This window comes from Burkholderia sp. AU31652, assembly GCF_002223155.1.
Taxonomy (GTDB): domain Bacteria; phylum Pseudomonadota; class Gammaproteobacteria; order Burkholderiales; family Burkholderiaceae; genus Burkholderia.
The window spans coordinates 923,042-943,547 of record NZ_NKFG01000005.1 but is presented as its reverse complement, the minus strand read 5'-3'; the positions used below and the strand labels follow the sequence as shown (position 1 = coordinate 943,547).

General features: G+C 67.2%; 20 protein-coding genes. 11 read left to right on the top strand and 9 right to left on the bottom strand.

The window, feature by feature from the left end:
* Window positions 1-22: 22 nt before the first annotated feature.
* The 3 genes from CFB40_RS21825 to polA all read right to left on the bottom strand — a co-directional run bounded on the left by CFB40_RS21825 (window position 23) and on the right by polA (window position 5,681).
* On the bottom strand, window positions 23-898 hold the full coding sequence (locus tag CFB40_RS21825; protein WP_069251089.1) for a dienelactone hydrolase family protein: 876 nt from the start codon (window positions 896-898) through the stop codon (window positions 23-25).
* 424 nt (window positions 899-1,322) lie between these two features.
* A complete protein-coding gene (locus CFB40_RS21820) occupies window positions 1,323-2,657 on the bottom strand; it encodes an NAD(P)/FAD-dependent oxidoreductase (protein WP_089432363.1) in 1,335 nt (444 codons plus the stop codon).
* A 270-nt stretch (window positions 2,658-2,927) separates the two neighbouring features.
* Entirely contained in the window at window positions 2,928-5,681 is a 2,754-nt protein-coding gene (polA, locus tag CFB40_RS21815) for a DNA polymerase I (protein ID WP_089432362.1), read from the bottom strand.
* A gap of 1 nt (window position 5,682) precedes the next feature.
* On the opposite strand from polA, the gene CFB40_RS21810 reads away from it, so the two are divergent.
* Window positions 5,683-6,441 carry a TIGR00730 family Rossman fold protein gene (locus CFB40_RS21810; protein ID WP_039358092.1) on the top strand — a complete coding sequence of 253 codons (759 nt, stop codon included), beginning with the start codon at window positions 5,683-5,685 and terminating at the stop codon, window positions 6,439-6,441.
* 386 nt (window positions 6,442-6,827) lie between these two features.
* Window positions 6,828-7,124 carry a hypothetical protein gene (locus tag CFB40_RS21805; RefSeq protein ID WP_089428009.1) on the top strand — a complete coding sequence of 99 codons (297 nt, stop codon included), beginning with the start codon at window positions 6,828-6,830 and terminating at the stop codon, window positions 7,122-7,124.
* Between the two features lie 126 nt (window positions 7,125-7,250).
* On the opposite strand, the gene CFB40_RS21800 is transcribed toward CFB40_RS21805, so the two are convergent.
* Window positions 7,251-8,777 (bottom strand): AMP nucleosidase, encoded by a 1,527-nt coding sequence (locus tag CFB40_RS21800; protein WP_089428010.1) that lies wholly within the window; start codon window positions 8,775-8,777, stop codon window positions 7,251-7,253.
* Between the two features lie 129 nt (window positions 8,778-8,906).
* On the opposite strand from CFB40_RS21800, the gene CFB40_RS21795 reads away from it, so the two are divergent.
* The 5 genes from CFB40_RS21795 to CFB40_RS21775 all read left to right on the top strand — a co-directional run bounded on the left by CFB40_RS21795 (window position 8,907) and on the right by CFB40_RS21775 (window position 12,417).
* Entirely contained in the window at window positions 8,907-9,302 is a 396-nt protein-coding gene (locus CFB40_RS21795) for a hypothetical protein (protein ID WP_039358086.1), read from the top strand.
* Window positions 9,303-9,403: 101 nt separating this feature from the next.
* Complete coding sequence (locus CFB40_RS21790) at window positions 9,404-10,402, top strand: homoserine kinase (protein WP_089428011.1); 999 nt, start codon at window positions 9,404-9,406, stop codon at window positions 10,400-10,402.
* Window positions 10,393-11,202 carry a BPSS1780 family membrane protein gene (locus tag CFB40_RS21785; RefSeq protein WP_089428012.1) on the top strand — a complete coding sequence of 270 codons (810 nt, stop codon included), beginning with the start codon at window positions 10,393-10,395 and terminating at the stop codon, window positions 11,200-11,202. The genes CFB40_RS21790 and CFB40_RS21785 overlap by 10 nt, the downstream gene beginning before the upstream one ends.
* A 186-nt stretch (window positions 11,203-11,388) precedes the next feature.
* Complete coding sequence (locus tag CFB40_RS21780) at window positions 11,389-11,841, top strand: MarR family winged helix-turn-helix transcriptional regulator (protein WP_089432361.1); 453 nt, start codon at window positions 11,389-11,391, stop codon at window positions 11,839-11,841.
* A 156-nt stretch (window positions 11,842-11,997) separates the two neighbouring features.
* On the top strand, window positions 11,998-12,417 hold the full coding sequence (locus CFB40_RS21775) for an organic hydroperoxide resistance protein (RefSeq protein ID WP_011355825.1): 420 nt from the start codon (window positions 11,998-12,000) through the stop codon (window positions 12,415-12,417).
* A gap of 113 nt (window positions 12,418-12,530) precedes the next feature.
* Here CFB40_RS21775 and CFB40_RS21770 read toward each other — a convergent pair whose 3' ends face one another.
* Together CFB40_RS21770 and CFB40_RS21765 are read right to left on the bottom strand one after the other, a co-directional pair.
* Complete coding sequence (locus CFB40_RS21770; protein ID WP_069251078.1) at window positions 12,531-12,707, bottom strand: DUF3563 family protein; 177 nt, start codon at window positions 12,705-12,707, stop codon at window positions 12,531-12,533.
* 96 nt (window positions 12,708-12,803) lie between these two features.
* Complete coding sequence (locus tag CFB40_RS21765; RefSeq protein WP_089432360.1) at window positions 12,804-13,898, bottom strand: extracellular catalytic domain type 1 short-chain-length polyhydroxyalkanoate depolymerase; 1,095 nt, start codon at window positions 13,896-13,898, stop codon at window positions 12,804-12,806.
* 248 nt (window positions 13,899-14,146) lie between these two features.
* Between CFB40_RS21765 and CFB40_RS21760 the strand changes: the two genes are divergently transcribed.
* The 4 genes from CFB40_RS21760 to CFB40_RS21745 all read left to right on the top strand — a co-directional run bounded on the left by CFB40_RS21760 (window position 14,147) and on the right by CFB40_RS21745 (window position 17,228).
* Window positions 14,147-14,845, top strand: a complete 699-nt coding sequence (locus tag CFB40_RS21760; RefSeq protein ID WP_089428015.1) for a phosphatase PAP2 family protein — start codon at window positions 14,147-14,149, stop codon at window positions 14,843-14,845.
* Between the two features lie 137 nt (window positions 14,846-14,982).
* Window positions 14,983-15,783, top strand: coding sequence for a molybdate ABC transporter substrate-binding protein (modA, locus tag CFB40_RS21755; RefSeq protein WP_089432359.1), 801 nt, complete (start codon window positions 14,983-14,985; stop codon window positions 15,781-15,783).
* Window positions 15,784-15,793: 10 nt separating this feature from the next.
* Window positions 15,794-16,471: a molybdate ABC transporter permease subunit gene (gene modB / locus CFB40_RS21750; RefSeq protein WP_069251074.1), complete on the top strand. Its 678-nt coding sequence runs from the start codon at window positions 15,794-15,796 to the stop codon at window positions 16,469-16,471.
* A gap of 55 nt (window positions 16,472-16,526) precedes the next feature.
* The gene (locus tag CFB40_RS21745) at window positions 16,527-17,228 is read left to right on the top strand and encodes a sulfate/molybdate ABC transporter ATP-binding protein (RefSeq protein ID WP_089432358.1); all 702 of its coding nucleotides are present in this window, start codon (window positions 16,527-16,529) and stop codon (window positions 17,226-17,228) included.
* Between the two features lie 167 nt (window positions 17,229-17,395).
* Here CFB40_RS21745 and CFB40_RS21740 read toward each other — a convergent pair whose 3' ends face one another.
* The 3 genes from CFB40_RS21740 to CFB40_RS21730 form a co-directional block, all read right to left on the bottom strand.
* A complete protein-coding gene (locus CFB40_RS21740; protein WP_089432357.1) occupies window positions 17,396-18,232 on the bottom strand; it encodes a TOBE domain-containing protein in 837 nt (278 codons plus the stop codon).
* 48 nt (window positions 18,233-18,280) lie between these two features.
* A complete protein-coding gene (locus tag CFB40_RS21735; protein WP_089432356.1) occupies window positions 18,281-19,915 on the bottom strand; it encodes a CHAD domain-containing protein in 1,635 nt (544 codons plus the stop codon).
* A 126-nt stretch (window positions 19,916-20,041) separates the two neighbouring features.
* Entirely contained in the window at window positions 20,042-20,425 is a 384-nt protein-coding gene (locus CFB40_RS21730) for a tautomerase family protein (RefSeq protein WP_089428020.1), read from the bottom strand.
* Window positions 20,426-20,506 lie beyond the last annotated feature (81 nt).

Genomic DNA, 20,506 nt, shown 5'->3' with positions numbered 1-20,506 from the left:
GGCCCATGCCGCCGCTTGCCGTTTACATCACGCCGTACTTGCGGAGCCACGCGATCGCGCGCTTCCAGCTCTCCTCCGCGTCGGCCTTCACATAGCTCGGCCGGTAATCGGCAAAGAACGCGTGACCGGCATCCGGGTACACGACGATCTCCGATTCGCGCGCGAGCTTCGAATCGCTCGTCTGGATTGCCTTGCGCATGTCGGCGAGCGACGCCTGCGTGATGTTCGCATCCTTCTCGCCATACAGCCCGAGCACGGGAACCTTCAGCAACGATGCATGATCGACCGGGTTGAACGGCGTCATCTCGTCGGTCTTGCCTTCGACGAACCCGTACCATGCAACGGCCGCACGCACGTGCGGGTTGTGCTCCGCATACAGCCAGCTCTGGCGGCCGCCCCAACAGAACCCGACCACGCCGAGACGCGACAGGTCGCCGCCGTTCTTGCCGGCCCACGCGACGGTCGCATCGAGATCCTCGGTCACCTGCCGGTCCGGCACCTTGCTGACGATGTGCTCGACCAGATCCTTGATCGTCGGATACTTCTCCGCATTGCCCTGCCGCGCGAACAGGTCCGGCGCGATCGCGAGATAGCCGAGCTTCGCGAAGCGGCGGCAGACATCGGCGATGTGCGCGTGCACGCCGAAGATCTCGTGGATCACGATGACGACCGGCAGGTTCGTCTTGTCCTTCGGCTGCGCGCGATACGCGGGCACGCTCGCGTCGCCCGAGCGGATCTCGACGGTGTCGACGTCCAGCCCTTCGCTGTCGGTCGTGACCGTCTGCGCCGACACGGGCAGCACGGCCGCCGCGAAGGCACCGCCCAGCGCGGCCTGCATGAACTTGCGGCGCGAGAACGGAACGTGGGGAACCAGGCTGTCGACTTCGGGTTTCAACATGAATGCACTCCTCGATTGGGGGCCGCCGTCACGATCACGGACACGGCATGACGGGGCATCGCGCCGGCGCACGGCGCGGATGTCGCGGCGGTTGGCACCCCGCCGCGAACGGAAACCCGGACAAGATGCCCAATAATCCGTTGTCGCGTCAACTGTCGGATATGTAAGACTCGATTACGGCGTGTTGATTCGCCACGTCGAGCGTCGCGCCAAACACCGCGGGCGCCCCGTCGAATCGCGATGCAACAGGCCGCATGCCGATCGCCGTTGCGCGATCGGATGCTTGCCGATTGAAACGAAAAACACGCGGTCGATGTTGCCCGTCACACGCCGGCACGACAGCCCGGCTGCCCGCAAGGAACAACGGGCGGAGAACGACGCACGACCTGCGCGCGCCCCGCCCGCCTCTCGCGCGAACGCGCGCTCAGTGCAGCTTGACGCGCGGCAGCGTCGTGCGCCGCAGCCAGTGCGCGACCGTGTCGAGCATCATGCGCGGATAGCCGTGCAGCGCGGCGATATGCATCCGGTACAGCGACATGTACATGAAGCGCGCGAACAGCCCCTCGATCAGCATGTTGCCGCCGATCAGCCCGCCCATCAGGTTACCGACCGCGCTGAAATGGCCGAGCGACACGAGCGAGCCCAGGTCGCGATAGGTGAATTCGGGCAGCGGACGCCCATCGAGCCGGCAGCCGATTGCCTTCAGCAGGAAGCTCGCCTGCTGGTGCGCAGCCTGCGCGCGCGGCGGCACGTTGCGCTCGCTGCCGGGCCATGCGCATGCCGCACAATCGCCGAGCGCGAACACGTTGTCGTCGGTGAAGGTCTGCAGCGTGCGGCGCACGTCGAGCTGGCCGAGCTTGTTGACCTGGAGGCCATCGAGATTGGCGAGCACGGCCGGCGCCTTGATGCCCGCGGCCCAGACCGTCAGGTCGGCACGTATTGTCTTGCCGCTCGCCGTATGGACGGCCCCGGGCGCCACCTCGGTCACGCGCTCGGCGAGCATCAGCCGCACGCCGATCTTTTCGAGCAGTTCGGCCGTCGCCGACGACACGCGCTCCGGCAACGCCGGGAGGATCCGCGGCCCCGATTCGATCAGCACGATGCCGACGTCGTGCCGCGGGTCGAGCTTGTGCAGCCCGTAGGCCGACAACACCTGCGCGGTGTTGCGCAGCTCGGCGGACAGCTCGACGCCGGTCGCGCCGCCACCGACGATCGCGACCTGGATGCGCGGCTCGGCCGCCTCACCCGGCGCGGTCGGCGCCGGCGCCTGATGCTCGGCGCGCATGCACGCGGCGATCAGCCGCTTGCGGAAACGCTCGGCCTCGCCCACGGTATCGAGCGCGATCGCGTTTTCCGCCGCGCCCTGCACGCCAAAGAAGTGAGTCGTGCTGCCGATCGCGATCACGAGCGTGTCATATTCCAGCTCGCGCGCCGGCAACAACTCCTCGCCGTCGCTGTCGTTGACGGGCGACAGCGTGATGCGCTTCGCCGCGCGGTCGAGCCCAGTCAGCCCGCCCTGCTGGAACTCGAAGCCATGCCAGCGCGCCTGCGCCGCATATTCGAGCTCCTGCGTGAACGGGTCCATGCTGCCGGCCGCGACCTCGTGCAGCAGCGGTTTCCAGATGTGGGTCGGATTGCGGTCGACGAGCGTGACAAGCGCACGCGCAGAACGATTGCCGCGCGCGCCGTAACGGTCGCCGAGCCGCGTCGCCAGTTCCAGGCCGCCCGCGCCTCCACCTACGATGATGATCCGATGCATCTGTTCCCCCTTTGCGATTCGAAACTGCTGCCGCCGGACGATGCGAACGCGATGCATTCGCGCGACCCGGTGGATTAACCGGTTCGGACATCATCGATGTGCAGTTCGAAGCACTTCGATGCGCCCAACCCGGAACGCGGGGCGCGCATGCCCCCGTGTCAATGACATGCATTGTCCGGGAGCTTGCGCGTTGACCACAAGCAAACCATCTCGATATTCAGCATCCCTGCAACAATATGCCGCAGGAATCGGGAACCGCGCAACGGTGCGTCAGTGTGCCTCTTCCCAGTTCGCGCCGGCGCCCACTTCGGCCACCAGCGGCACCTTCAGCTTCGCCACGCCGCACATCATTTCGGGCAGTTTCTCGCGCACCAGCGACAGCTCGCCGTCGGGCACCTCGAGCACCAGTTCATCGTGCACCTGCATGATCATCCGCGACGCGAGCTTGTCGCGCGTGAGCCAGTCGTCCACCGCGATCATCGACAGCTTGATCAGGTCGGCCGCCGTGCCCTGCATCGGCGCATTGATGGCCGCGCGCTCCGCCGCCTGGCGGCGCGGGCCGTTGCCGCCGTTGATCTCGGGCAGCCACAGGCGGCGGCCGAAAACGGTTTCGACGTAGCCCTTCTCCTTCGCAACCGAGCGCGTGTCTTCCATGTACTGCGCGACACCCGGGTAGCGGGCGAAATAGCGGTCGATGTAGAGCTTCGCCGCATCGCGCGTGATGCCGAGGTTCGACGCGAGCCCGAACGCGCTCATCCCGTAGATGAGCCCGAAGTTGATCACCTTCGCAATCCGGCGCTGGTCGGAATTGACCTCCAGCGGCGTCACGCCGAACACCTCGGCGGCCGTCGCGCGGTGGATGTCCTCGCCCTGCGAGAACGCGCGCAGCAGCGACGCGTCACCCGAGATGTGCGCCATGATCCGCAGTTCGATCTGCGAATAATCGGCCGACACGATGCGGTGGCCCGGCGACGCGATGAACGCCTCGCGGATCCGCCGCCCCTCGGCCGTGCGCACCGGAATGTTCTGAAGATTCGGATCGTTCGATGCCAGGCGGCCCGTGACCGCGACGGCCTGCGCGTAGTTCGTGTGCACGCGGCCCGTTGACGGGTTCACCATGCGCGGCAGCTTGTCGGTATAGGTCGACTTCAGCTTCGACAGCCCGCGATGCTCGAGCAGCAGCTTCGGCAGCGGGTAGTCCTCGGCCAGCTTCTGCAGCACTTCTTCGTCGGTCGACGGTGCGCCGCTCGGCGTCTTTTTCACGACGGGCAACTGCAGCTTGTCGAAGAAGATCTGCCCGATCTGCTTCGGCGAGCCGAGATTGAATTCGCCGCCGGCCAGTTCGTACGCCTGCCCTTCGAGCTCGATCAGGCGCGTCGCGATTTCGGTGCTCTGCGCCTGCAGCAGCGCATCGTCGATCAGCACGCCCGTGCGCTCCATCTTGCGCAGCACGAGCGACACGGGCATCTCGATCTCGCGGTACACGTGCAAGAGGCCCGGTTCGCGCGCAACCTGCGGATACAGCGCGTGATGCAGTTGCAGCGTGATGTCCGCATCTTCGGCCGCGTATTCGGCGGCCTGCGTGAGCGCGACTTCGTCGAAGCCGATCTGCTTCGCGCCCTTGCCGGCCATGTCTTCGTACTTGATCGTCTTGACACCGAGATGACGCAGCGCAAGGCTGTCCATGTCGTGCGTGCGATGCGATTCGACCACGTACGATTCGAGCAGCGTGTCGTGCTCGATGCCGTTCAGCGCGATGTCGTAGTTCGCGAGCACCTGCGCGTCGTACTTCAGGTGCTGGCCGACCTTCTTGCGATCAGCCGATTCGAGCCACGGCTTCAGGCGCGCGAGCACTTCGTCGAGCGGAAGCTGTTCGGGCATGTCGGGGCCGCGATGCGCAACCGGCAGATACGCCGCCTTGCCCGGCTCGACCGAGAACGACAGGCCCACGAGCCGCGCGAGCATCGGGTCGAGCGCGGTCGTCTCGGTGTCGAATGCGGTGAGCTCGGCCGCGTCGATCTTCGCGAACCACGCGTCGAATTGCGCCCAGGTCTGGATCGTGTCGTATTCGCGCACGATGTCGGCCGCCACCACCGGCGCCGGCTCGCCTTCCGGCGCGTCGGCGCCGCCGCCTTCCGCCGGCGCGCTGTCGACTTCGCGCAGCCAGGTCTTGAAGCCGTAGCGCGCGAAGATGTCGCGCAGCAGGTCGCGCGCTTCGCCGTCGGTCTTCAACGACGCTTCGATCGATTCGAGATGCGGTGCGAGATCGCAGGCCGTCTCGACGGTCACGAGCTTGCGGCCGAGCGGCAGGAAGTCGAGCGCGCGGCGCAGGTTGTCGCCGACCACGCCCTTGATGTCGCCCGCATGCTCGATCACGCCGTCGAGGCTGTCGTACTGCGCCAGCCATTTCACGGCCGTCTTCGGCCCGCACTTCTCGACGCCCGGCACGTTGTCGACGGTGTCGCCGATCAATGCGAGGTAGTCGATGATGCGCTCCGGCGGCACGCCGAACTTCGCGATCACCCCGTCGCGGTCGAGCGTCTCGTTGGTCATCGTGTTGACGAGCGTGACGTGATCGGTGACGAGCTGCGCGAGATCCTTGTCGCCGGTCGACACGATCACGTTCATCCCGTGCCGCTCGGCTTCGCGCGCAAGCGTGCCGATCACGTCGTCGGCCTCGACGCCTTCGACCATCAGCAGCGGCCAGCCGAGCGCACGCACGGCGCCGTGGATCGGTTCGACCTGCAATGCGAGGTCGGGCGGCATCGACGGACGGTTTGCCTTATAGTCGGCATAAAGGTCGTCACGGAACGTCTTGCCCTTTGCATCGAACACGCAAGCGCTATACTCTGCACTGACTTCCTTGCGCATACGGCGCAGCATGTTGATGATTCCGTAGAGCGCTCCGGTCGGCTCCCCGCCAGGGCCACGCAAATCAGGCATCGCATGGTAAGCCCGATACAGATAGCTCGAACCGTCAACCAATAGCAGGGTCTTACCTTCCAGATTTCGTTCTTCAGGCATTATGAACAAGAGAAAAGTGATTCCGAGTCTGCGTTCGCTCGCAGATCAAGAACGCGCGACGGCCAAGAAGGCGCGCGCATCGTGGCAGATGTTCACGATTATGGCAGAGTTTATCGAGGCGACCGAGTACCTGTCGGAGATCCGCCCGGCTGTCAGCATCTACGGTTCTGCCCGCCTCAAACCCGATACGCCGCACTACAAGCTCGCCGCGCAGATCGCGCGCAAGCTGTCCGACGCCGGCTTCGCCGTGATCTCCGGCGGCGGCCCCGGAATCATGGAAGCGGCGAACAAGGGCGCGCATGCCGGCAAGGCGCCGTCGGTCGGCCTGAACATCGAGTTGCCGCACGAACAGGCCGGCAACCACTACCAGGACATCTCGCTGCGCTTCCGCCATTTCTTCACGCGCAAGGTCACGTTCGTGAAGAATTCGGATGCGGTGATCGTGATGCCGGGCGGCTTCGGCACGCTCGACGAACTATCGGAAGTGCTCACGCTGATCCAGACGAAGAAGTCGCGCCTCGTGCCGATCATTCTCGTCGGCAGCGAGTTCTGGAAGGGGCTGCTGCAGTGGTTCCGCGACCAGCTGATTCCGATGGGCCTCATCAATCCGGAAGACATGGATCTGATGCAGGTGATCGACGATCCCGACCAGGTGCTCGACGCGGTGCTCGCGTTCTACGAGGACAGCGGCGAGGAAGAAGGTTCGGACGATGAAGGCCATCCGCCGCGCCCCGAAGAAGACCGGATGTTCTACCTGTAATCCATCCATGACGACCGCCGGCCCGACGGCCGGCGCGCCCCTCCCGCGCGGCAGACGTGGCGATTCCGCCACCTGCCGCGTGTCACTTTGTAACGCGCCATTAATCGCGCTTCGTGGCCGCGCGCCACCGAATGTGAAATCCGCGCCGCCGGTGCCGTGCGACGCGCGCCATCATCCGCACACGCAGGCCGCCATTGTCAAATGACACGGCCCGACGCCCGCATCCGGCGCCTGCCGGCCGCAATCCTCCGTAACAACCCCGCCTCGCATTTTCCGTCGCGCGCCAGCACACTGCATGTGTCGGTGCGGCGTTCCCCCGGTGGAACGGTCCCCCTCGCTTCCATCGCGTCGCGCCGGCCTTTTATAACGACACCACGGAAAAGAACATGCAACGCTCGCTGATCGCCCTTGCCTTCGCCGGCCTCGGCCTTTCGCTGTCCGGCCTCGCCCACGCCGTCAATGTCGACGTCAACATCGGCACGCCCGCGCCGGTCGTCGTCGCGCCCGCGCCCGTCATGGTCGCCCCGGCACCCGCGGTGATCGTCGGCTGGCATGGCGACCGCTACTGGGACGGCCGCCGCTACTGGGAACGCCGCGAGTGGGACGACTATCAGCGTCATCGCGGCCACGGCGATCGCGGCTATCACTGCCCGCCGGGACACGCGAAGAAGGGTGAATGCTGAGCGCATGATCGCCGGGCCGTTCGGCCCGGGCACTGAAGCACTGGCAAAAAACAAAAGGCCGCACGCGAACCAACATTCGCGTGCGGCCTTTGCCGTTGCGGGTGCTGCGGCGCGGTGCCGTCGACGTTACTGGAACGCCACTTCCGCAAAGCTCCGCAGCTTCCGGCTATGCAGCTTGTCGAGCCCGTTCGTGCGCAGGATCTCCATTGCCTTCACGCCGATCTGCAGATGCTGGTCGACCTGCCCGCGATAGAACGTATCGGCCATGCCCGGCAGTTTCAGCTCGCCGTGCAGCGGCTTGTCCGAGACACACAGCAGCGTGCCGTACGGCACGCGGAAGCGGAAGCCGTTCGCGGCGATCGTCGCGCTTTCCATGTCGAGCGCGATCGCGCGGCTCTGCGACAGGCGCTGCACGGGTTCGCGATGGTCGCGCAGCTCCCAGTTGCGGTTGTCGACGCTCGCGACCGTGCCCGTGCGCATCACGCGCTTCAGTTCGACGCCATCAAGCTGCGTGACCTCGGCCACCCCGCGTTCGAGCGCGAGCTGCACTTCGGCCAGCGCCGGAATCGGCACCCACAGCGGCAGGTCGGCGTCGAGCACGTGATCCTCGCGCACGTAGCCGTGCGCGAGCACGTAGTCGCCGAGACGCTGCGTGTTGCGCAGCCCCGCGCAGTGGCCGAGCATCACCCACGCGTGCGGACGCAGCACCGCGATGTGATCGGTGATCGTCTTCGCGTTCGACGGGCCGACGCCGATGTTGACCATCGTGATCCCGCTGCCGTCCGCGCGCTTCAGGTGATACGCGGGCATCTGCGGCAGGCGCGGCGGCGCGTTGCCTTCGGCCGGCTCGCTGCCGAGGTTCGCGTTGTAGGTGACGACATCGCCCGGCTCGACGAACGCGCTGTACTGGCTGCGGTAGGCACGCACCTCGGGATCGTCGCTCTCGGTCATCACCGTGCGGCCCAGCTTCACGAACTCGTCGATGTAGAACTGGTAGTTCGTGTAGAGCACGTAGTTCTGGAAATGCGTGGGCGACGTCGCCGTGTAGTGGCGCAGCCGGTGCAGCGAGAAGTCGACGCGCGCGGCCGTGAACAGCGCGAGCGGATGCGGCTCTCCCGGCGCCGGCTCGAACGTGCCGTTGACGATGCGATCGTCGAGATACGACAGGTCGGGCGTGTCGAAGATGTCGCGCATCGCGAGCAGGCGGTCGCGGTCGAGCTCGCCCTCGAGATGGATGCCTTCCGGAAATGCGAAATGAATCGGAATCGGCTGCGACGACACGCCGATCTCGATCTTCACATGGTGGTTCTTCGCCAGCAGGCGCAGCTGCTCGCGATAGTAGTTCGCGAAGAGATCGGGGCGTGTGACCGTCGTCTCGAATACGCCGGGGCCCGCGACGAAACCGTACGAGCGGCGCGAATCGACGTGCGTGTTGACGTCGGTGCGGATCCGCACGAACGGGTAGCACGCGCGCACGTGCTCGGTAATCGATTCGTGGCGGCGATAGCGCGCGAATGCGTCGCGCAGGAAGCCCGTGTTCGTGTCGTAAATGGCGGACAGCCGCGCGACGGCGGCGATCGGATCGTCGAAAGCCTCGACCGACGGGCTTTCGGGCGTCAGCACACGGTGCCGGCGGCTCAAGTCGTTCTTCATTTTGATTACCTCGTCTGATCCGACGACATTACCACGGAACCCGGTCGCCTTTATGGCTGCCCCTACGCACGCGAGGGCCGGATGGGGCGCAGTATTTGCTAAAATCGGCGGGTTCACTGGAGACTCATCATGAAGCCGCTCATTCTCGTCGCCGCTGCCGCCGCGTTTGCCGCCGCCAGCGTCGCTTACGCCGCCGGCGGCACGCCTGACGCCGACGCGCAGGCCCGGGCCGAGGCCAACGAGGCCGCCGGCCTGCCCGATCTCCGCAAGATCAACCGGCCGGGCGCCGAAGTCACGTCGAAAGTCGACTTCGCCGACATCCGCCGCACGCCGAGCTTCCACGAAAAGAGCAAGAACGGCACCGAAGTCACCGAGTACCGCGATCGCGGCAAGCCGGTCGAGATCGACGTGAAGTCGAACTTCGGCACGCGCTACCAGATGAGCTCGACGCCCGACACGTCGCCGAAGCCGCACGACGCGGGCATCCCGATCACGCGCCTGCCGTCGCTGAACCTGCGCTACTGATTCCGTGGCGCGCGGCACCGAATGCCGCGCGCCGCCTCCCTTCACCTGATGTCGCGACGCACGCCGCCCGCGTGCCGACACCCTGACCTGACGCATCCCGCATGGCCGTTTTCACTGCTGTTTCCGACTCCGATCTCGCGCAATGGATGCGCCACTACGAACTGGGCGACGTGCTTGCGTTCCGCGGCATTCCGTCCGGTATCGAAAACAGCAACTTCTTCCTGACGACGACGCGCGGCGAGTACGTCCTCACGATCTTCGAAAAGCTCACGGCGCAGCAACTGCCGTTCTATCTCGACCTGATGCGCCATCTGGCCGGCCACGGCGTGCCGGTGCCGGATCCGATCCCGCGTGACGACGGCGCGCTGTTCGGCGAGCTGCACGGCAAGCCGGCCGCGATCGTCACGAAGCTCGACGGTTCGGCCGAACTGGCGCCGGGGGTCGAACACTGCATCGAGGTCGGGCAGATGCTCGCGCGCCTGCACCTCGCCGGCCGCGACTATCCGCGCACCCAGCCGAACCTGCGCAGCCTGCCGTGGTGGCGGGAAAACGTGCCGGCGATCGTGCCGTTCATCACGGATGAGCAGCGCGCGCTGCTGGAAGGCGAACTCGCGCACCAGGCCAGCTTCTTCGCGTCGGCCGACTACGCGGCGCTGCCGGCCGGGCCGTGCCATTGCGACCTGTTCCGCGACAACGTGCTGTTCGCGCACGCGGCGCCCGGCACCGGCCACGACGTGCGGCTCGGCGGTTTCTTCGACTTCTATTTCGCGGGCTGCGACAAGTGGCTGTTCGACGTCGCGGTCACGGTCAACGACTGGTGCGTCGACCTCGCGACCGGCGTGCTCGACGTCGCGCGCGCCGACGCGCTGCTGCGCGCGTACCAGACCGTGCGGCCGTTCACGGCCGAGGAGCGCCGCCACTGGAGCGACATGCTGCGCGCGGGCGCGTACCGCTTCTGGGTGTCGCGCCTGTACGACTTCTACCTGCCGCGCGCGGCCGAGATGCTCAAGCCGCACGACCCCGGCCATTTCGAACGCATCCTGCGCGAGCGTATCGCGCATACGCCCGCGCTTCCCGAGATCCACACCGCATGCAACTGATCGAAGTGCCCGCCAAAACGGGCTATGTCTGGTTCCGTCAAGGCGTCTGGCTGTTCCGCCGGAACCCGCTCGCGTTCATCACGCTGTTCTTCACGTACCTGCTGGCGATCACGCTGATATCGATGGTGCCCGTGATCGGCTCCGCGTTGCCGCTGGTATTCATTCCCGGCGTCGCGGTCGGCTTCATGGCCGCGTGCCGCGACACGGTGGCCGGCAAGCCCGTGATGCCGACGATCCTCGTCGACGGCTTCCGCTCGTACGGCACCGTCGCGACCCAGCGGCTGCTCGTGCTCGGCGTGCTCTACGTCGCGTCGATGGTGGTCGTGTTCGCCGCTTCGTCGTTCGTGGACGGCGGCGCGCTGTTCCACGTGATGATGGGCGCGGCCGACGAAGCCAGCACGACGCCGGAAGCGCTCGCCGCGCAAGGCACGCTCGGCGCGCTGTTCTTCGCGACGCTGCTGTACCTGCCGGTCGCGATGCTGTTCTGGTTCGCGCCGGTGCTGGTCGCGTGGCATGACGTCCCGCCCGCCAAGGCGCTGTTCTTCAGCGTCGTCAGCTGCTGGCGCAATCGCGGCGCGTTCGTCGTGTATGGCGTGCTGTGGTTCGCCGTCGCGCTCGGCACGTCGCTCGCGCTGTCGCTGCTGCTGCAGGCGCTCGGCGCCGGCGCCTATGCGCTGACGATCATGATGCCGGTGACGATCATCATCGTCACGATGCTGTACTGCTCGTTCTACGCGACCTATCGCGGCTGCTTCGGCGTACAGGAACCGGGCGCGACCACCACCACGTCGGGCCGCTGAAGTCTCTCCGGCCGGCGCGCGGCGCCGGCCCGCCGTTCTTCGCACCGGGTGGCCTCCCGGCGCCCTCGCCCTTCCCCCGCCTCCGGCAGCCCCGCTCGTCGCCGACCGCCCCTGTTCATCCCGATCTTTTGCGCGCAAAATAATTTGCGTACAAATTGTTCGCGCGTTCGCCGCGCCACCCGAATCATGGACCGCCTGCCTCCGCTGCCCCAGACACTCGACGAGCAACTCTGCTTCGCGCTCTACTCGACTTCGCACGCGATGACGAAGGCGTACAAGCCGCTGCTCGACAAGCTGTCGCTGACCTATCCCCAATATCTCGCGATGCTCGTGCTGTGGGAACGCGACGACATCGCCGTGAAGGACATCGCCGCGCGGCTCGACCTCGACCCCGCCACGGTCACGCCCCTGCTGAAGCGGCTGGAGGCGCTCGGCTACGTCGAGCGTGTGCGCAGCGCAGCCGACGAACGCATCGTGAACGTGCTTGTGACGCCGGAAGGCCGTGCGTTGAAGGAGCGCGCGCGCTCGGTGCCCGCCGATCTCTTTTGCGCGATGCAGCAATCGCCCGACTTCCTGATCAGGCTGCGCGCCGATCTTCAGCAGTTGCGCGACGCACTGTCGGCCGCCAACGAACGCTGACGGCCGAGCCTCGATCAACCGGCCCGACACTGTCGGGCCTTTTCTTCAAAAATTCGTTTGCACACAAATGATTTGTGTTCTATTGTTTGTGCGTGGCCGGCGACACCCCGTTCGACCGGGCCGCTTTTCCTCCCTTTTCCAGACAGGAGCTGCACGATGAACATTCTGTACAAGACCAGCGCCACGAGCACGGGTGGCCGCGACGGCCGCGCGGTATCCGCTGACAACAAGCTGGAAGTGAAGCTGGCCGCGCCGCGCGAACTCGGCGGCACGGGCGCGGAAGGCACGAATCCGGAGCAGCTGTTTGCCGCAGGTTACTCGGCCTGTTTCCTGAGCGCGATGAAATTCGTCGCCGGCCAGGACAAGAAGGCACTGCCGGCCGACACGCAGGTCACGGCGGAAGTCGGCATCGGCCCGAACGACGCAGGCGGCTTCGGGCTGGACGTCGAACTGCGCGTCTCGCTGCCGGGGTTCGACAAGGCCGACGCGCAAGCGCTGGTCGAAAAGGCGCACCACGTGTGCCCGTATTCGAACGCGACGCGCAACAACGTGCCGGTGCGCCTGACGGTCGTCTGACGCGACACAAAGCCTGCAATGCAAAAAGGGCGCGTGCGGCATGGTGCCGCACGCGCCCTTTTCTGCTGCGTGACTCGCCGGAGCGGCGGACCTGACTGCCCGCCCTGCGCTCGTTAGCGCGAACCGAACGTGTACGGGCGGTTCATCGCCGCTTCGCGATCGATCTTGCGCATGCGGAATTCGAGATCATAGATGTCGGTGGCTTCGGCCAGGTACGCGTCGGCGCGCTCTTTCGAGGCCTTTTCGGCGTTCTTGGTCAGCATCAGGAAGAGGTGGCTCAGCAGGTACATGGTTGATCTCGCAATCCAAAGGTTCTTTGACTAGGGTTTTCCCGAATTATAGGGAAAACCCTAGTCTTTGGCCAGCGTCGATCAGAAGGTGCGTCGTTAGGTCGCCACAGTGCGGCGCTGGGTTTCGAAAAAGGCCCAGATCATCGCGCTCGCATCGGGGCCGACCGCCGCGTGGAACGGCACGGCTTCGTCGCCGCCGGCCCACGCATGGTCGAGCCCTTTCACATGACAGAGCCGGACGACCGGCTCGCCGTCGCGGCAGACATCGGTGATCTGCGCGCCTGCGTCGCGCTTCTCGACCCGTTCGCCGCCACGCAACGCGCCGCGGCTGTCGGCCAGCCCGTTCAGGCGCATGAACTGCACCGTCAGCTGGTCGGCATTCTTCGGCGCGACCACGTGGTCACCGTCGCCCTGGACGACCAGCGCCGGCATGCCCGGATACGCGGCGGCATCGACCAGCGCGTCGACGGCCGCCGCCGGGTTCTGGCGCACGCCGCGCCGCATCACATCCATCGCGGTAATGCCCGAGGTCGCCTCGCCGAGCGCAGGGCCCGAATGCAGCGCCACCGCCGCGAAACGGTCCGGATGGTGCAGTGCGAGAAGCGACGCGAGACCCGCGCCGGCCGACAACCCCGCGACATAGACACGCGACGCGTCGAAACCGTGTTCGTCGACGAGCGCGTCGACGAGCGACGCCACCGCGTTCGCCTCGCCGCGGCCCGCGCGGTCGGTATCTTCATACCAGTGCCAGCAGCCGTGCGCGTGGGCGCGCAGCGACTGCTCCGGATACAGCACCGCAAAGCCGTGCGTGTCGGCCAGCAGGTTCATCCGCGTGCCTTGCACGAATTCGTCGACGGACTGCTGGCAGCCGTGCAGCATCACCACGAGCGGCATCGCGCCACGCCGGCGGCCGGGCGGCACATAAAGGCCGTATGCGAGATTCTGGACGAGGCGCCCGAGCGCGGGGGCCATCGGATGTTCGCCGCGCGTCCACTCGCCGGCCGCCCATGCGGCCGCGCGCGGTCGCACGCGCGATTCGCGCGGCGGGGACAGATCGGATACGGCGGCGGAGGCCGCAGCCTCGAGTGCATCGCGTGTGATGCGCTGCGCATCGCGCGCCGAGCGTTTGGCGGCCGGAGACAGCATGCGTTTCATGCCGCCCAGCCACACCTTGGTCAGACTTTTGGTCATCGATCGGGCTCGCAGTCAGGAAAAATAGGGGCACCACAGCGGATGCATCGTTCGTCTTTGTGCAATGCACCATAACATTGTTTCTCGGACTTTTCCTGCATGCGGATCGTTCCCGGCCGCGCAAAAAACGGGGCTCATGCGCACGCGGCGCTATACTGGGGCTTCGCCGCTTGTATCCGTTGTAGTCGTTCTTTCCGGCTCGCGCGTTGATTTAAGCATCCTCCCCGCCTTCGTTCGTCCCCTTCCCGATGTTTGACCTGTCGTCTCACCTGTGGATCATGATCACCGCGTTCGGCGGCGCCGGCCTGACCTTGCCGCTCGCGATCACGATCGCCGTCTGGCTGGCGCTCGGCTATTCGTGGCAGCGCGCGGCGGCGTGGCTCGGCGTGCTCGCGGCCGCGATCGGCGTGGTCGCGCTCACGAAGATCGCGTTCCTCGGCTGGGGGATCGGCATCCGCAAGTGGGATTTCACGGGGTTCAGCGGCCATGCGATGCTGTCGACGTCGGTCTATCCGGTCGCGATTTTCCTGGCGCTGATCCGCACCCGCACGCCGGTGCGACTCGCCGGCATCGCGCTCGGGCTCGCGGCCGGCGTCGCGGTCGGCGTGTCGCGCGTCGCGCTCGACGCCCATTCGCCGTCCGAATCGATCACCGGCTGCATCGTCGGCGCGATCGCCGCGATCGCGTTCATCGCCGGTTCGTGGCGCGCGGTGCCGCACCGCTGGTCGGTGCCCGCGGTCGTCGCGAGCCTCGCGCTCGTGACCGTGGCGCTGCACGGTATCACGGTGCCGTCACATCGCTGGGTCACCAAGGTGGCGCTGCAACTGTCGGGCCACGAGCGTCCGTTCGTCCGCGCGCGCTGGAAGGCCAACCCGAACTACCGCCCTGCTTCGCAGCCGTCGTCGCTGCAGCGCACCCAATCGTCGCCGCACACGCTCCGTACGTGACCGGCCATCCGGCCGTCGCGTTCGCCACTTTTCACGTCTGACCATTCCATGCGCGCCGTCGCATGAGCGGTATGTCGAGCGTTATAACCCGCCCTATATTACGATTACGGTTTCCACCCATTCAAAACGAATCCACCATGCGCTCAACCGTCCGTCCGCTTCGCCGCACCCTGCTTCGCCTGCTGCCGATCGCCACGCTTGCCGCTGCCGGTATCGCGTTCAGCGCGCCCGCTTCCGCGGCCGACGAACTGGTCGTGTCGGCCGCCGCCAGCCTGACGAACGCGTTCAAGGCCGTCGGTGACGCGTACGAGAAGCAGCATCCGGAGACCAAGGTGCTGTTCAACTTCGGCGCGTCGGACGTGCTGATGCAGCAGATCGCCAAGGGCGCGCCGGCCGACGTGTTCGCGTCGGCCGACCAGAAGGCGATGGATCGCGCGGCGGACGAAAAGGTGATCGTGCCCGCCACGCGTCGCGATTTCGCGGCGAACTCGCTCGTGCTGATCGTGCCGGCGGACAGCAAGGCCGCCGCGCCGACGGCGCTGAACGACCTGACCGCGCCCGGCGTGAAACGCATCGCGTATGGCGACCCGGCATCGGTGCCGGTCGGCCGCTACACGGAAGGCGCGCTGCGCGCGGCCGGCGTGTGGGATGCCGTCAGCGCGAAGGGCGTGCTGGCCGCCAACGTGCGCCAGAGCCTCGACTATGTCGCGCGCGGCGAAGTCGATGCGGGCTTCGTGTTCGGCACCGACGCCGCGATCATGCCGGGCCGCGTGAAGGTCGCGCTGACGGTGCCGACGAAGACGGCCATCACCTATCCGATCGCCGTGGTCAAGGACAGCCGCCACGCCGCGCAGGCGCAGTCGTTCATCGACTTCGTCGCGTCGCCGCAGGGCCAGGCCGTGCTGTCGACATTCGGCTTCAAGCCCGCGGGCAAGTGAGCGTAGCGCGATGCAAGACGCCTGGGTACCGCTGCTGCTGTCGTTGAAGGTTGCCGGCTGGGCAACCGCGCTCGACATCGTGCTCGGCGTCGCGGCCGCGTTCATGCTCGCGCGCTGGCGCTCGCCGCTGCGCGACGTCGTCGATTCCGTGCTGACGCTGCCGCTCGTGCTGCCGCCGACGGTACTCGGCTATTACCTGCTCGTGCTGCTCGGCCGACGCGGCGTGTTCGGCGCGTGGCTCGACACGCTCGGCATCGAGCTCGTCTTCACGTGGCAAGGCGCGGTGATCGCATCGATGGTCGTCGCGTTTCCATTGATCCTGAAGTCGGCACGGGCGGCGTTCGAAGGCGTGGATCCGCACCTCGAACGCGCGGCGCGCACGCTCGGGCTCGGCGAAGTCGCGGTGTTTTTCCGCGTGACGCTGCCGCTCGCCACGCGCGGCATTCTCGCGGGTGCGCTGCTCGCGTTCGCACGCGCGCTCGGCGAGTTCGGCGCAACGCTGATGATCGCGGGCAACCTGCCCGGCCGCACGCAGACGCTGTCGGTCGCGATCTACGCGGCCGTCCAGGCCGGCGACGACAATACGGCCAACTTCCTCGTGCTGGTGACGTCGATCACCTGCGTGCTCGTACTGCTCGCGACCGGCTGGCTCGTGCCGTCGCGTGCCCGGCGGGACCAGCTGACATGATGCGCTCGCCTCGTTCATCGTCTTTCGCCATTGAGCGGCTTCGACGGAGGCACGCATGAGCCTCGTCGTCGACATCCGCAAGACCTACGCGAACGCCGAGCGCCGCTTCACGCTCGACATGTCGTTCACGGCAACGACGCAGCGCGTCGTGCTGTTCGGGCCGTCCGGTGCGGGCAAGAGCATGACGCTGCAGGCGATCGCCGGCCTGCTGTCGCCCGACGAAGGCACGATCACGCTGAACGACGAACCGCTGTTCGACGCCGCTCGCCGCATCGACGTGCCGACCCGCGAGCGGCGCGTCGCGTACCTGTTCCAGGATTACGCGCTGTTTCCGCATCTGAACGTGCGCCAGAACATTGCATTCGGGCTCACGTCGGGGCTGCGCAACCCGCGCGCGAAGACGGTGCCGCCGGAAGTCGCGTACTGGCTGCAGGCGTTCGATCTCGAGGCGCTCGCGGGGCAGTATCCGTCGCAATTGTCGGGCGGGCAGAAACAGCGCGTCGCGCTGGCGCGCGCACTGGTCGCGCAACCGCGGATCCTGCTGCTCGACGAACCGTTCGCGGCGCTCGACGGCGCCATGCGCCAGCGCATGCGTCACGAGCTCGCCGAGTTGCAGGCGCGACTCGATATCCCGATGGTGCTGATCTCGCACGACCCCGACGACGTCGCCGCGTTCGGCGACCAGGTCGTGCAGTTGAGCGAAGGACGCGTGCAGGCGGCTCCGCCGCACGCCGAGTGGCCGACGCGCGTCACCTGAGCGCGCGAGGCCGTGGTCGTGGAGGCAGGTTGGAGCCTGAGAGGAGCCGCGCATAGCGGCATTTGCTGAAAGCGGAAACGAAACCGGTGCCGTGCAGGGCGCTGTGCGATGCCGGCTTCGCCCCGCCCGTCACACGATCGTCGATGCGCGCCGCCCGGCCTGCTTCGTCAGCCCGTCACCGCAAGAATCACGCTCGACGCCTTGAACAGCGCGATCGCCCGCTCGCCGGCGTCGAGTTGCAACGCCTCGACGCTGTCGTTGGTCACGACGGCCGTCAGCGTCCCGCCGCCGTCGAGCGCCAGCGTCACCTCGCTGTTCACCGCGCCCGCCGCGACGGTTTCCACGCTGCCGCGCAACTGGTTCCGTGCGGACACCTTCAACTCGGGTTCGCCATCGTCGACCGCGAGCACGACCCACGATGCCTTCACCAGCGCGCAGGCGTTCGCGCCGACCTGCAGGCCGAGCGCATCGGCGCTCTCGTGCGTCAGCACGGCAACGATCGGCTGCCCGCCGGGCAGCGTGAGCGTGACTTCGTCGTTGACGGTGCCGCGCACGATCGATGCGACCTTGCCGAACCACTGGTTGCGTGCGCTGGTCTTCATCCCGATCCGGCCGATCAGCGCCCAGTCGACGTCGAATCCGGCCACGGCCGCGCTTGCTGCCTCGATGAACCGGCGATGCTCGCGCTCGATCGTGCGGAACGCGGCGATCAGCGAAGTGGCGCGCGGCGTCAGCGTCGTGCCGCCGCCGCCCTTGCCGCCCGTCGAGCGCGCGACGAGCGGTTCGCCGGCCAGATTGTTCATCGTGTCGACCGCATCCCACGCGGCCTTGTAGCTGAGGCCGACGGCCTTCGCCGCGCGCGTGATCGAACCGGTGTCGCCGATCGCCGCGAGCAACGCGATGCGCGTGGCGCCGCCGAGCGTCTGTTCGCCGGCGCGCAGCCACAGCTCGCCGCCCAGTTCGAGCGGTTCGGCGGACGGGAAAGCATGCGGTGCGTCAGTCATCGGGATGCGTAGGGAAATCGGGCGGCCATTATAGTCAGCGCGTGCCGGTCAACCCGGCTTGCCGTCGAGCTTCGGCGGCCGCAGGCTGGCCAGCAGCGTCTCGGCGTCGCGCGCCGCGCGCTGCTCGAGCGCCGCGCCGTAGCCACGCACGAACCCGAGCTGGTACGGCGGCGCAGCCAATTTTTCGAGGTGCTGCAGCGCGACCATCGTGTCGTTCGCTTCGCCGAGCACGCTCTGCACGCGCGCGAGTGTCTTGACCGTGTCGGTGCGCGTGCGGCGCGACGCCAGCGACGCGAAGAATTCGAGCGCATAGCGCAGCCGCTTCGCATCGATCCGCACCTGATGGCGCGCGGCCGTGTCGAGCGACGTCAGCGACGGTGACGCGTACAGATGACCGAACAGCCGCCGCACGCGCTTCGTCGCGTGGCGCCGCAGCGAAGGCGCGTCGCCGTCTTCGGCCGACGGCAGCGCAAGCGAGCTCAGCCACTCGAGCCAGCCGAGCGTCAGCCGCGCATAGCGGGCCGAATGCAGCGCCTGGCGCAACTCGACCCGCGCGGCCGCGCACTGCGCGCGCGCGGCGTCGAGCGTACCGTTCCACTCGCCGTCGCCGCCGTCGGCCGCGATCAGCGCGGGCAGGCTTTCGGTCGCGAACACGTCCCAGTCGCGCACCGTGCCGAGCAGCGACGCAAGCCAGTGCAGGTCGACACCGAGCGTGTCGCGCCACTGGCGGTCGGCAAAGCGCGGGAAGAAGCGCATCAGCGTGCGCAGGCGGCGCAGCGCGACACGCATCTGGTGCACGAATTCGGGATCGTCATGCTCGAGCACCCCGCCCTCGTTGCCGAGCCACTGCGCGGTGATGTCGCCGGACAGCGCGAACAGTGCGGCGCGCTGCGTGCGCACGCCGGTCAGGTCGACGGGCTTGGCCTTGACGGGCCCGTCGGCGGCCGGCTCGGCCGCGCATGCGCGATCGATCACGCTCGTCAATTGCACGAAGGCGGGCCACGCGCCGCTCAATTCGCGCGCCGCGGCAAACAGCGCATGCAGCGCGGCGGTGCGCGCGGGCAGTGTCTCCCAGTCGGGCGCCGCAAGGCGCAGCTCGACGAAGCGACGCGGCGGCTCGCTGCCGCGATGCAGCGTGACGTCGTCGAGCGTCATCTCGACCACGACGCCGCCGTCGTCGGCCCAGCGCCCGCGCCGCCGTTCGCTGACGAGGCGCAGCGCCGAGGATTCCGGCTGCACGCTCGGGGACGGCGGCGCTGCGGCGTCGGGCGGGACGCCGTCCACTTCATCTGCCGGTGCATCGGCGGCGGCCGCAGCGGCCGCCTCGGGCACGGGCAGCGGCATCGCGACGGCGATGCCCGCGTGCTCCGCGTCGAACAGTTCGCGCGCCGTGACGCCCGGCGCAAATGCCGTCGTGCGCGACGCGACCACCCGCCTGCCGTGCGCATTCGACTCGACCCACGTCCACCAGCTCGCGCCGGGGCTCGACTCGGCCTCCTCGATCTGGCACGGCTCGATCGTCACGCGCTCATGGCCGCGGCGCATCCGGACCTGCGGGCAGATGCGCCACGCGCGCACGAGTTCGGCGCCGAAATCACGCTGCGCCCCCCGGGCGCGACTCGCGGCCTTGACCGGCCACCCTTCCAGCGACAGCGACAACACGATTTCCAGCACACGCGACATGGAGGCTCCTGCACATGAAGAATCGCCGGCGCATCATCCGCGCCGGCGTCGACCGTGAAGCTGCTTCCATAGTACACGTCGCCCAAATTCGCAGGCGACGATCTGGCCCTGTCGTGCTGTCGCAGGTCAAACGGCGTATTGCGCGAGGCCGTTGCCGAACGACCAGTCCTCCTTCAGCACCTCGACAAGACTGATGAATACGTCCTGCTGCCGCACACCCGGCTGCTGCGCGAGGTTGTCCGCGATCGCCCGGTACAGCGCCCGCTTTTGCTCGAGCGTACGCGTGTTGTTCGCGGTGATCTGGATTATCACGAGATCGTCGCTGCGTTCGATATCGAGGTAGTGACGACCGAACACGAAGTTCTCGGCCGCATGCTCGGTGACGACCATGAAGATGTCGTCCTCGGGCACGTTGAACGTGTGCATCAGCGCACGATGCACGCCGTCGACGAGCGCCGCACGATAAGCGGCCGGCTTGCCTTCGCGCACTGCGATACGGGTGAATGGCATGGTCCTGCTCCTGTCGGTGAAGTTGACGTTGAAGAACGGAAACACAGCGTCAGGTTAGGCGCGCCGAACTATAATGAACAG